Annotated in this window: 12 protein-coding genes; 6 read left to right on the forward strand and 6 right to left on the reverse strand. The window is 43.6% G+C overall.

What is annotated here, in order from left to right; all coding sequences use genetic code 11:
• Positions 1–577: 577 nt before the first annotated feature.
• On the reverse strand, positions 578–1,042 hold the full coding sequence (locus tag RSA72_RS06315) for a hypothetical protein (RefSeq protein ID WP_332632892.1): 465 nt from the start codon (positions 1,040–1,042) through the stop codon (positions 578–580).
• Positions 1,043–1,165: 123 nt separating this feature from the next.
• Here RSA72_RS06315 and RSA72_RS06320 point away from each other — a divergent pair, with 123 nt between their 5' ends.
• The 3 genes from RSA72_RS06320 (at position 1,166) to RSA72_RS06330 (ending at position 4,314) form a co-directional block, all read left to right on the forward strand.
• Entirely contained in the window at positions 1,166–2,026 is an 861-nt protein-coding gene (locus tag RSA72_RS06320; RefSeq protein WP_332624729.1) for an alpha/beta hydrolase family protein, read from the forward strand.
• Positions 2,027–2,244: 218 nt separating this feature from the next.
• Positions 2,245–3,600, forward strand: coding sequence for an amino acid permease (locus RSA72_RS06325; protein ID WP_332632893.1), 1,356 nt, complete (start codon positions 2,245–2,247; stop codon positions 3,598–3,600).
• Between the two features lie 228 nt (positions 3,601–3,828).
• The gene (locus RSA72_RS06330; RefSeq protein WP_332623542.1) at positions 3,829–4,314 is read left to right on the forward strand and encodes an Lrp/AsnC family transcriptional regulator; all 486 of its coding nucleotides are present in this window, start codon (positions 3,829–3,831) and stop codon (positions 4,312–4,314) included.
• 21 nt (positions 4,315–4,335) lie between these two features.
• Here RSA72_RS06330 and RSA72_RS06335 read toward each other — a convergent pair whose 3' ends face one another.
• The 5 genes from RSA72_RS06335 to RSA72_RS06355 form a co-directional block, all read right to left on the reverse strand.
• Entirely contained in the window at positions 4,336–5,112 is a 777-nt protein-coding gene (locus tag RSA72_RS06335; protein WP_332623543.1) for an NYN domain-containing protein, read from the reverse strand.
• A 545-nt stretch (positions 5,113–5,657) separates the two neighbouring features.
• Positions 5,658–6,344, reverse strand: coding sequence for a hypothetical protein (locus tag RSA72_RS06340; protein WP_332623544.1), 687 nt, complete (start codon positions 6,342–6,344; stop codon positions 5,658–5,660).
• Between the two features lie 85 nt (positions 6,345–6,429).
• Positions 6,430–6,813: a hypothetical protein gene (locus tag RSA72_RS06345; protein WP_332623546.1), complete on the reverse strand. Its 384-nt coding sequence runs from the start codon at positions 6,811–6,813 to the stop codon at positions 6,430–6,432.
• A 262-nt stretch (positions 6,814–7,075) separates the two neighbouring features.
• The gene (locus tag RSA72_RS06350; protein WP_332623547.1) at positions 7,076–8,101 is read right to left on the reverse strand and encodes a hypothetical protein; all 1,026 of its coding nucleotides are present in this window, start codon (positions 8,099–8,101) and stop codon (positions 7,076–7,078) included.
• Positions 8,102–8,170: 69 nt separating this feature from the next.
• Positions 8,171–8,524 (reverse strand): DUF2946 family protein, encoded by a 354-nt coding sequence (locus RSA72_RS06355; RefSeq protein ID WP_332623548.1) that lies wholly within the window; start codon positions 8,522–8,524, stop codon positions 8,171–8,173.
• A gap of 892 nt (positions 8,525–9,416) precedes the next feature.
• On the opposite strand from RSA72_RS06355, the gene RSA72_RS06360 reads away from it, so the two are divergent.
• The 3 genes from RSA72_RS06360 to RSA72_RS06370 all read left to right on the forward strand — a co-directional run bounded on the left by RSA72_RS06360 (position 9,417) and on the right by RSA72_RS06370 (position 12,085).
• The gene (locus tag RSA72_RS06360) at positions 9,417–10,289 is read left to right on the forward strand and encodes a MetQ/NlpA family ABC transporter substrate-binding protein (RefSeq protein ID WP_332623549.1); all 873 of its coding nucleotides are present in this window, start codon (positions 9,417–9,419) and stop codon (positions 10,287–10,289) included.
• A gap of 78 nt (positions 10,290–10,367) precedes the next feature.
• Entirely contained in the window at positions 10,368–11,393 is a 1,026-nt protein-coding gene (locus RSA72_RS06365; protein WP_332632894.1) for a methionine ABC transporter ATP-binding protein, read from the forward strand.
• Positions 11,390–12,085 carry a methionine ABC transporter permease gene (locus RSA72_RS06370; RefSeq protein ID WP_332624778.1) on the forward strand — a complete coding sequence of 232 codons (696 nt, stop codon included), beginning with the start codon at positions 11,390–11,392 and terminating at the stop codon, positions 12,083–12,085. The genes RSA72_RS06365 and RSA72_RS06370 overlap by 4 nt, the downstream gene beginning before the upstream one ends.
• Positions 12,086–12,392: the final 307 nt, after the last annotated feature.

Raw genomic sequence — 12,392 nt, forward strand, 5'->3', positions numbered from 1 at the left:
AAAAAAAGCGCAAAAAATCAAATCTTTCTTCAAAAAATCTGCAATCCTGAAAACACAAACTCAATAGCATCTATTTACAGAAGCCGTTTAGCCACTGCCCCATTTTAAAGCAGACTCTGCGCCTAATATTGATCAACTAAGGAGTTTTGCCGTAAACGTCTTAACTTTTTTGGGCTATTCACGGCGGAGTCTTACCATTGTAAATTCAATATTCGGAGCTCGTTTTGTTCCTTGCGAAACAGTGTTTTTCATTAGCTAAATGAGAAGCGGAGCTTCGCAAGGAAAGCATCTTGCGGCGCAGTGCGCCTCACCGCGAAACCTGTTCACTTTCTGCACTTGAACAGCTTTCGTCGCAAAAACAGTCCATTTCAAAGACCACCGCTTCGCCTTGCACTGCAAACAAAGCAGTGCTTTGTTTTGTTGCTTCGCCTTGCGCTTCGAACAAAAGCACTGCTTTTGTTCTTGCTCAGGTTGCGGATGACACTTCCGTGTATCAAATAATATTTTGAATTTAAAAAAGAAAAAGCTAGTCAATGTCTTAACTGACAGGCTTTAAATCCTACGCCCGCATTTCAGGCTATGCATAAAAATTCCAGCCCGTTCCCAGCAGCAGCAGCGCTGTCGCCCCGACCTCTCCCGCAACCAGCAGCAGTATGGCGCCAGTCATCATCCAGTTCGGCAAAGTCATTTTTTCACCCAGCCGGTGCGGCGTTTTAAACTGATTGGAGGTATCCTGCAGCCAGCCGTGCAGCGTATAGCTTAAAATTGAAAAAGAGAAAAATACCAGATTGATGGCCACGCAAAGCAGATTCAGCCCTGCGGAAAAAGCCGAAAAATAAGCCAAAACCGCCAGAATCAGCGAGGCTGGCGCATACAGCAGGCTGCTCCGGTGCGCAATATCCACATAATAGTGCGCGCGGGACTGCGCAGATTGCCGGATCTGCCAGTATTTCCAGACGCCTGTCAGCATGCCTGTCCACAGGAAAATTCCGCTGAAAAGAACCGCCAGCTTTACCGCTGCGGTGAATTGCACTGCATCCATATCGTTCTATATTTCCCTTTGCATTTTGAGATCCGCACTGACTTTAAAGTCACAAACCATTCAAGTTTCTTTTTGGAACTTGTGTACAGTAACAGCGATAAGATCAACTTTTTATGAATAATTATGGCTCAATTTGAAGCATTTACCCTGACCTGTAAAGACGGCTACAGCTTAAGCGCCCGCTTTTATGCGCAGCGCGCCGCAAATCCGAACAGCCTGCCCGTGCTGATCTGCCCCGCAACCGGCATTACCAAGCAGTTCTACCACAGCTTTGCCGTCTGGCTCAGCGAACAAGGATACGATGTTCTGGTATTTGATTTCCGCGGCATTGGCGACTCTTTGCACGGGCCATTAAGCCAATCCAGCGCCAGCATTGTGCAATGGGGCCAACTGGATATTCCAGCAGCCATTGACACGCTTTTAAATAAAACCGGCGCGGAACAGGTCATTCTGCTGGGCCACAGCGCCGGCGGGCAGCTGCTGGGCATTGTTCCAAACCACAATAAAGTAGCCAAAGTCATTGCTGTTTCAGGCTCCACCGGCCATGTCAGAAACCTGAAAGGCCGCACCAAGCTGCTGGCGCCGCTTATGTTCAAGGCCATTTTCCCCGTGGCGCGCTTAACTCTGGGCTACGGGCCAACCAATGCCATCGGCATGGGCGAAAACCTGCCTAAAGACGTTGCCCGCCAATGGGCGCAGTTCTGCAGCAAGCCGGGCTATGTCATCAACGCCATTGGCCGAACCGTGCATGAAGATTTCCATGCAGCAGTGCAGGCGCCGATTACCGCGCTGTGGTCTTCAGATGATGAGATTGCCACAGAAGCCAATGTCAAAGACCTGCTGCGCCTGTACCCGAATGCGCCAACCGCCATGATTGAGCTGAAGCCTGCCGCATACGGCCATAAAGGCATTGGCCATATGCTGATGTTCAAAACCTCGCATCAGAACCTGTGGCCTGCAATTGCAGCCCAGCTGCAGGCTTAAAGCTGCCTACACCTCGCCCAATAACCGCCAGCCTAAGCCGCAATACGCTTGGCTGGCTTTATTTTCGCCGTCAAGCCCTGCCATTTGGGCAAAAAACCTCGGCTATTGATAATTTTAATTTTATTAATTAATAAATAAATATTATATTTCCATCACGAATTTTTATTAAGTCATAGCGCATGCTTTTCCGCACTGCATGCGCTAGAGATGGATGAATCATGTCTGCACAACAGCAACGCCAGCTTAAGCATGGGCTGAGCAACCGCCATATTCAGCTGATCGCTTTAGGCGGCTCTATCGGTACGGGCCTATTTTTAGGCATTTCTCAAACCATTAAACTGGCTGGCCCCTCGGTTATTTTCGGCTACGCGCTGGCCGGCCTAATTGCCTTTTTCATGATGCGCCAGCTGGGCGAAATGGTGGTTGAAGAACCTGTCAGCGGCTCTTTCAGCCATTTTGCCTATAAGTTCTGGAGCCCATTTGCCGGCTTTATGTCCGGCTGGAACTACTGGGTGCTGAACGTTCTGGTCTGCATGGCGGAGCTCAGCGCAATCGGCCTGTATGTGCAGTACTGGTGGCCTGAAATTCCCACCTGGATTTCAGCGCTTGGCTTTTTTGTACTGATTAATGCCATTAATCTGCTGCATGTTAAAGTCTTTGGCGAAACAGAATTTTTATTTTCCATGATTAAAATTCTGGCCATCATCGGCATGATTGCTTATGGCGCATGGCTGCTGGCCAGCGGCCAAGGCGGCGAAACCGCATCAATTTCCAACTTATGGGCCTTAGGCGGCTTCTTCCCCAACGGCATTTCCGGCCTGATCATGGCGATGGCGATCATTATGTTCTCCTTTGGCGGAATTGAGCTGGTCGGCATCGCCGCTGCGGAAACCAAAGATCCGGCTACAACCATTCCTAAAGCCGTCAACCAGATTGTTTATCGGGTTCTGCTGTTTTATGTGCTGACCATTATTGTCCTGCTCTCGCTGTTTCCGTGGAATCAAATTGCGGAAGGCGGCAGCCCCTTTGTGTTGATTTTTGACTCTCTGGGCAGCCAAGGCGTGGCGACTGTGCTGAATTTTGTGGTGTTAACCGCGGCGATTTCTGTCTATAACGGCACCAGCTACGGCACCAGCCGCATGCTCTTAGGGCTGGCGGAACAGGGCAATGCCCCGCAGTTTTTAAAGAAAATCAACCGGCGCGGCATTCCTTACGCAGCGATTTTATGCTCTGCACTGGTGACTTTGCTGTGCGTAGTGCTGAATTACGCATTTCCGGAAAAAGCCTTTAAGCTGCTGATGAGCCTAGTAGTTGCAGCGATTGTGATTAACTGGATGATGCTGGCGCTGACCCATCTGAAGTTTAAGCAGCGCATGCTGGCGCTGAAAAAGCCGACCCTGTTCCCTGCGCTGATTTACCCTTTCAGCAATTACATCTGCATTGCATTTATGCTGGGCATTTTAGCGGTGATGTGGCTGACGCCGGACATGCGCATTGCGGTTGCGCTGATTCCGCTTTGGGTTGGCTGCTTAACCCTGACCTACTGGCTTAAGCAAAGACAGGTGAAGCAGTAAAAAGTGCGGTAAATAAGTTCGCAGACAGCGCCTTTAAAAGGCACCCTTCCCCGTAAAGGCGCTGTCTGCACATCAAAGCCAATCTCCCAAATGGCTTTGACTGAATAAGTTTATTTTAGCGATTGCCCGCCCCAAATGTTTCTCTTTTATTTGCTGATTTTCTAGAATTATCAGGAAATATTTTCACAAAATATCCATTATTAAGAAAATTATTCTCAGGAATACCCCATGAATGACAGTCGCTACGCTTTAGATAAAATTGACCGGCGCATTTTATCTGAACTCCGTCAAGACGGCCGCCTGACCGTAACGCAGCTGGCTGAAAAAGTCGGCCTCTCCTCTTCGCCCTGCTGGACGCGCTTAAAGCGGCTGGAAAATTCAAAGATTATTGAAGGCTATACCGCCAACATCAACCCGAAAGCCATTGGCATTAATGAGCTGTTCTTTATTGAAATTACGCTGGAACGCCATGATGACGAAATTCTGGAACAGTTCAGCGATACGCTGGCCAATATGCCGGAAGTGGTGGAAGCGCATTTGGTAACCGGCGACTATGACTATTTAGTTAAAGTCGCCGTCAAAAACGCTGAACACTATGAGCGCTTCCTGCGTAAAAATTTGTATTCCATGAAAGGCATCCGCCATACCCGTTCAGTCTTTGCGCTGAGGCCGTTAAAGCAGGCCAACAGCGCCGACCTGCTGATGATTGAATAAAAGCTGCGCCGCACAGTTTTTTCAGGCAATGCGGCTTTTAGCATGCTTCGGGCGGTATGCAATAATGGATACCGTCCCTTTGCCCGGATATTTAGTCATTTCAAAATCATCGCCTAGCTTTTCAACAATTTGCGGGATTTTTTGATAGCCGTAGCTTCTCGGGTCAAAATCCGGCTTGACCCGCTTTAAAAAATTTCCGACAGCAGCGATATTCACCCAGCCCTCATCATCCTGATACTGCTCCCAAGCCTTATTTAAAAATGAAACCAGTGTTTGAATATCTTTCGGTTTTTCCTGTCCGGCAGGCTTATGTTCAGCATCAGCCGTTGCAGGCCCTGCAGCTGCGGACTCATCGCCTTTTAGGTTTTCGATGAAAATAAAGTCATCGCAGGCATTTCTGAAAGCTAATGGCGTTTTCTGGCCACCAACGCCAAAGACAAACAGCTCCTCCTCCCGGATTCTGGCCGCCAGGCGGGTAAAGTCGCTGTCGCTGGACACCAGCGCAAATGCATCATATTTTTTGGAATAAAGCAGATCCATTGCATCAATAATCATCGACGCATCTGTGGCATTTTTGCCGCTGGTATAGGAAAACTGCTGTATCGGCTGAATAGCCAATTCATTCAGCGAGCTTTTCCAGTTTTTCAAATAGTCAGATGACCAGTCGCCATAAGCCCTTTTGGTAATGACATGCCCATGCGCATTCAGCTCTTCTAAAATAACTTTAAGTTTCTTGCATTGCGTGTTGTCAGCATCAATTAATATGGCAATTTTTTTATGATCTTCTAAATTTTTCATCAGGCATCCTGCAAAAGTGAAGAAAAAGCTTCAGCTCTTATATGTATATGATGAGTCTTTTATTTTCAATCATTTAAATCAAAATTTACCCGCTATGGCTGCGATACAGGCAAAAGCAATACGGGCTGAGCTGAAAGCGCTGGCCGCTTTTCATCTTTTGTGCTTTAATACGCGAAGTATGAGATGAGCCTCTTACAGTGTGCGCCTTAGATGCGCATACGACTAGCCCCTAACCATGGGGCTTTTTAATGTCAAAAATTAACAACTTATAATTAATAGACCTAATACTGGCGTAACAGCAAAGTTACCCGCAGCTATTTTTTCTTTTCTAAAACACTTATATCATTTAAAAAGTGCAAGCGCTTGACTGAGATCTATACAGAAAGCCAGTCAAAACAGTGAAACATTGCTTAAATAATAAGCTTTAAACATGAGAAGTCATTTAAATAGCCCAACCGGTTAGGATTGGGCTATTTAATAATTATTAAGTTAATGATTTATATAGAAATAAAAAATTATTGCGCATAGCACCTATTATGTTAATTTTAGTAATTCTTACCAAAAGTCAAAAACTGAAAAAAGATCATATAAAAGATAAAAATTAAAACTACAAAAACCATAACTATTTTAGTTCCATTTTTCTTCGGCTCTTGATAAGTAGGCTTTTCTATAATTATTGGTTTTTCTATAATTTGGAGTTCTTGCCAATCCTTTAACTCTTGAGAGCTTACGTACCAATCAGTTCGATTTCTATGAGAAAATTTAGAGTTATTATAACGGGGATTAGAATCCCTAATCTCGGATAACAATAAGTCAATAAACCTAAATCCATCTTCTTTAAATCTTTGTATTTCTTCTTTATTTAGCTCTATATCTAAAAAATATTCCCCATGAGTATTTACCATTACTCCGGCTTCTAATAGATATTCACCATTTTTTTCAGCAAAACAATAATCTCTATCCATACATAATATTTTAGCTTGGTTAGGCTGGTCAGTAGTTATCACTTGGCATAAATATAAAAATAGAAGACAAGCCTGATATTCTGATGCATTTATACTTTCTATAACTTTTCCATCACTAAGAGTTAAGATATGCCAAGCGTTATCAATTAATTTAATACACCAGCTCTGTGAATTCTTTTTAAAACATAACTCGTTTTCATACCTTTTGAGGAATTTTGCTTTGTTAGATGGAAATAATGTGTAAATGTTACTTACGTTCAAAGACATACAATACCAAGTTCCATTTTTATATTTACCAATGTAATAGATCTTAAATTAATTCATTCCTAAAGTTTATTTAACATAATGGCCATTATGCGAAATTTTTAAGCTGTCTATATTGCAATGAGTCAATTTGCAGTGCGACTGTTTGTACGGTTAAGGAGTCGTCTAGCTTCTTCCATTTTTCTAAAAAATAGAATTGATCTAATAAATACACTGTAGAAGATGATGCAAAAAAATTTTCGACTTTCAACTTTGCAGTGTTTTTAATCGTTTTAATTGAATAAATATCAAATTGATTTTTATTATTTAAAATAAAGTTAAATAAATCACTATTAATTTCAATAATTTTTTCAATCTGCTCAAATCCATATTCCAAATAAACATTGAGATAAAAATTATTAGAATATTTGATAATTTCAAAATTAGTCTGAAAATTTGATAGGTGAAAAATCTCTAGATATTTTTTTTCCAAGTAATTCCCCCTTAAATTGGTTCTATCATATTAAGGCTTCTAGTAATTATTTAACATAAAACCTCTTATGCGAAGCCCTCATCTAAGAGCATTGACAATAGCGCCATGCTTCGCCTTACAGCCATGATACTTGGCCACAGTATCAACAAACTAGAACATCAAAGCTTTGCCCTGCCCTGATTCCAGCTTCTGCAGATCAGCGCAAGGCTCAAAAAGGGATCTTTAAACATAAATATTTAAAGATCCCAAACAAACTTAGCGATTAAAACGCCTTGCTGATAGAAACGTTCCAAATATTGTCTGTACGCTGCTGTACGCCATTCAGATTTTCATTGATTGGTGTCATAAACTCGACACCCGCACGAACACCGCCTAAAACAGGAATAATCGAGTTCACACCGACTCCAGCAAAAGTCTGTTCACCTCCATAATTTCCCTGGATATCCGCTGGTGAACTATGATTGTGAGACACTTTATAGTGTCCTTGCATTTTATCGGTATTGCTATACTGGATACGTGCTGAAGTACTGAAATTTGGATGCCAAAGGTAGCTTAACCAAGCTGTAGCACTGCGCTGATCACCAGCGTAATAGCCTAAATCATTTAAATCATCAAATAGAGGCTGGCGAGTTGAAGCCTGTATCCCGGCTTTCACTTTATCTTCAGTATAGACATAAGTCACACTTGGAATTGCCTGCCAGACGCCAGCGCCTAACTGCATGCCATAATGTACTGGTTTGCCGTCATTCCCATATTTTTTATAGTCACCAGTTGGCGCAGATAAACCTAAAGTCGTGATGACTTGGTGTTTACCATGATCAAATGCTCGATAAGATGCACTGATGACCGTATCTCCCCAGCCGTCAACACTATGTGAATGTGCGCCATGATCATTCCCGCCGCCATGATTTCCGTGCCCTGAACCTGTCTGGTTTGGGTTTGAGTCCATTGTCATGTCCATGCTCATATACATTGGCATCAACATCAGCGTGAGATTGTCTGTAGGGGCATACATCACATGCAGCATATGCATATACATTTCATGCTCTTTAGTGAGCATGCTGTAGCGTCCTAGCGATTCAGGCGCGGCTTGATCCGAATCTTGATAATAACCGCTATCTTGATTTATACGCTGTACGTTATAACCCAGCATCCATTCACCTTCTTTATGAAGGTGCTCATACATGACACCTGCAGGCGCATGCCCATCTGCACGCGGATGCGCCAGAACTTGCTGAGTGAAACTGAAAGAGATTAATGCTGTCAGAAGTAATTTTTGAAATTTCATCGCTTTTCCAATTAATAGATAAATCTAGTCCAATGGCATATCAAATGCCATTTAAAGTAATACGCAGAGTTAAGCTATTAATTGAGGCGGGGCTTGCTTATAAGGATATTGAAAAGGTATAGGTGTTAATTTTATTGAGTCATAACTGGGAAAAAAATCAGGTAATGTCAATATTACCCATTTAACTTCATATAATGCCGGTTCTTTTTGACTATCAGCAATTAGATGATGCAAAACACAGAGATTGCATTCTGCATGATCATGTTTGTCTGAATGCGGCTCCGCATGGACTCCATGAGAATCATTTTCTGCATGATGAACAGAAACATCATGCAGCTTTAAACAAAAGACATCCTGAAGCTGCACGTGCTGAGGTAAAAGCGGCGAAAGAAAGACCAATGCTTGCATAAGCAATGCAAACATGGACAAGAATAAACCTGTATGGATGACTTTCTTTCGAATCACGATAACCTAATACCTATGGGGCATTAGGTGCAGGAGTATACTGAAAGCCCTCAAATAGATAAATAAATTTTAAATAAGATTCATCTCCATTTAACATGATGGCCACTATACGAACTGAACATGTAAGTCCAAATTTAAAATGTCCGCTTTTAGAATATTCACTTTTGAGGTTTTCCTAGCGGACGGTTTGATATGCTGGCGTCTATGTCGGATAAAGAACTTAAACGATTGCCGGAAATAATTAAAATTTTCTTGATAAACAAAGTGTTCAATGAAATTTATCACCGAATGCGTAACCATTTCTGCCAGCACCCGCTGTTCTGATTTTGCTTTTTCCTAATCTGCGCTCACCTGAATTATGCAGCAGCCCTCCTGCATCGCTTCATCTTTTGCAGCCAAGCAACTCAGCAGCTTTTGCGTTTTTATCTATTTTTTAGCTTTCTATGTTATAAAATCTTATATAGCGCCCGAACCGGCCTGAAAATCCGGCTGAATAATTTAAATAAACTTAATATATTGTTTTCAAAATTAATTTAGTTGAATCTTCACTCTTGCTATGCAAAAAATGAGCTAAGCATTCAATTTATAATCACTATAATGCATAAAAAAAAATTGTTATGATTGTGCAGCTTAAAAGATAGTCTGGACAATAAACACCGCTTAGAATACTAGCCTGCTGTTTCCAGCTTATCATTTTTGCCGCTATGCGACTGATATCTGATTGCATCCCATGACTGGAGATTTTAAAGTCCTATGCATCAATCAGTTTTTGACTGATTCCAGCTTGATTTAATCTCTCTACACAGATTCTCAAATTTAAAGCCATAATTAAATTATTTAGGATGAATACATGAAAAAGCTCCTCGGTCTTGTACTTGGCCTATCAGTTGGCTTAGCCGGCTGCAGCAAACAGGAAGCGCCTGCAGCCGATGCAGCGCAGCAAAAAGACGCTGCCGCAGTTCAAACCGTCACCATGGCCTCTACCGGTTCAGATGCTGACATTTGGCGCTACATTGCCGGGCTGCCGGAAACCAAAGCGGCCGGCATTAAGCTGGAAGTGAAAAACTTCACTGATTATGTTTCCATGAACACTGCGGTTGCCAATAAAGAGATTGATGTCAACGCGTTCCAGTCTTATGCCTATATGGTCGCATTCAACGCCAGCAATGAACAGAAAATTGCCCCGCTTTCGACCACTTATTTAGAGCCGATGGGCATCTACTCCAGCAAAGTGAAAAAGCTGGATGAGTTCAAGACCGGCGCAACTATTGCCATTCCGAATGACGGCGCAAACGAATCACGCGCTTTACTGCTGCTTCAGTCTGCGGGCTTAATCAAGCTGAAAGCCGGTTTTGACGATGTAAAAGGCACGCCAGCGGATATTGCTGAAAATGCTAAGAAAATTGTGATCAAACCAATTCAGATGGCGACTGCTGTACGCGTGAAAGACGAAGTTGACGCAATTATTTTAGGCAATACTTTAGCAATGGAAGGCGGCTTGAACGTGCTGAAAGATGCGGTTTACTATGAGCCAATCGACCAAAGCACCAAAATGAATGTCAACGTTTTAGCGGTGGCGGCTGACCGTCAAAATGACCCTGTGCTGAAAAAAGTCGGCGAGCTGTACCACACTGCAGCGGTGAAGCAGTATGTGCAGGAACACTTCGGCGGCACAAAAATTGATGTGAATAAGCCAGTAAGCTATCTTACAGAAGCAAAATAGTAATATACTTTGCACATCTAAACAGGCAAATTCACTTTGCCTGTTTTTCTTTTATCTTTAGCTTTAGCTCTTGACGATATGATTCAATTTAAAAATATTTCAAAGCACTTTGAACTGAAAGGCCAAACTGTTACAGCGCTGGATCAAATCAATCTGGAGATCCCGGCTGGCTGCATTTTTGGCATTATCGGCTACAGCGGTGCAGGCAAAAGCACCTTAATCCGCCTGATTAACCTGCTTGAACGCCCCAGCCAAGGCCAGATCATTATCAATGATAAAGACTTTACGGCTTTGAATGCGCGCGAACTGCGTCAAGAGCGCACCAATATCGGCATGATTTTCCAGCACTTCAATCTGCTGCAGACTAAAACCGTGGCGGAAAATATTGAAATGCCGCTCACGCTGCTGGGTGTCGGAAAAGCTGAACGCCAGAAACGTCTGGATGAACTGCTGGAATTCATTGACCTGAAGCATAAAAAAGATGCATTCCCGGATGAACTGTCCGGCGGTCAAAAGCAGCGCGTCGGCATTGCCCGCGCGCTGGCGAATCATCCTAAAATCCTGCTGTGCGATGAAGCGACTTCTGCACTTGACCCGCAGACCACCAAGTCGGTTTTGGCCCTGCTGAAAAAAATCAACCAGGAACAAGGCATTACCATTGTCATGGTCACGCATGAAATGGATGTAATTGAGACCGTCTGCGACTATGTGGCCGTGATGGAACAGGGCAAAGTGATTGAGCTGGGTTCTACGCTGGACATTTTCAGCCAGCCGCAGCACCCGACCACTAAAAACTTTATTCAGACCGTGCTGCAGCAGCAGCTTCCGGTTACTATTTTAAATAATTTAGAAAATACCAATCATAAAAGCATTTATTGCCTGAAGTTTTTAGGCAGTTCGGCTCAGGAAACGGTCATTCAGTCTGTCATTAAGCAGTTTGACGTCAGCCTGAATATTTTATTTGCCAATATGACTGAAATTAACGGCTCGGTGATTGGGCAAATGTTTATTCAGCTTTTGGGCGAGCCTGCGGTCATTCAGCAAGCGGTTCAGTTTTTGGAGCAAAGCGGCGTACAGGTTGAGCAATCAGGAGTGCAGCTATGAGAGATTTAATTGTCCAGTGGCTGACTGAAGTCACTGCGCCGTTCTGGAAAAGCTCGCTGTCGATTGACCAATTCGTGACTGCCCTGCAGGAAACCTTTCACATGGTGTTCTTCGCCATGCTGTTCGGCTGCATTTGGGGCTTTATTCAGGCCATTATTCTGTTTGCGTCCCGCCCTGCGGGCATTTTGCCAAACCGCATTATTTATCACGGCCTGAACCCGATTGTTAATGCGCTGCGTTCCCTGCCCTTTATTATCCTGCTGATTGCTGTGATTCCGCTGACTAAAGTTTTGGTTGGCACATCCATCGGCACTTGGGCCGCTATTGTGCCTTTAACCATTTATGTCGGCCCGTATATTGGCCGCCTGATTGAAACGTCTTTGCTGGAAGTCAATGAAGGCATTATTGAATCCGCGCAAGCGATGGGCGCTTCGCCGTGGCAGATTATTTTCAAGTTTGTGCTGCCGGAGTCGCGCAGTTCGCTGATTTTAAACTTAACCACAGCCACCATCAGCCTGATTGGCGCAACGGCAATGGCCGGCGCAGTTGGCGCAGGCGGTATTGGCGACTTGGCGATTTCTTATGGCTATCAGCGTTTTGATACCAGCGTGGTGATTTTAACGGTAATTGTGCTGCTGATTTTGGTGCAATTGGTGCAAAGCTTAGGCGACTGGCTGTCACGCATGCGCTAAGCGATTCTTTCTTTTTAAAGCCTGCGGAATATGCAGGCTTTTTTCTAATTCCTTTCCCTCTAGGTTATTTACACTCCAACCCTATTAAATCTGGATATGCTATAACTAAATTTTAAAGTCTGTATTACGAATAATTGCCTATAAAATATGATTGCACTGGATTTTAGTCACGTTAATTATTTCAGCAATAACGATGATGCTTGCACTGCCTCATTTTGCTTTAAAAGTTTCAATGCCTTTGCGCAGGCAAGATCCTCCTTGTATCTTAACTTACATAGTGATTAGCTCTCACTATACGCAAACAGCA

The sequence above is a fragment of the Acinetobacter sp. genome, assembly GCF_036659555.1.
Lineage (GTDB): Bacteria > Pseudomonadota > Gammaproteobacteria > Pseudomonadales > Moraxellaceae > Acinetobacter.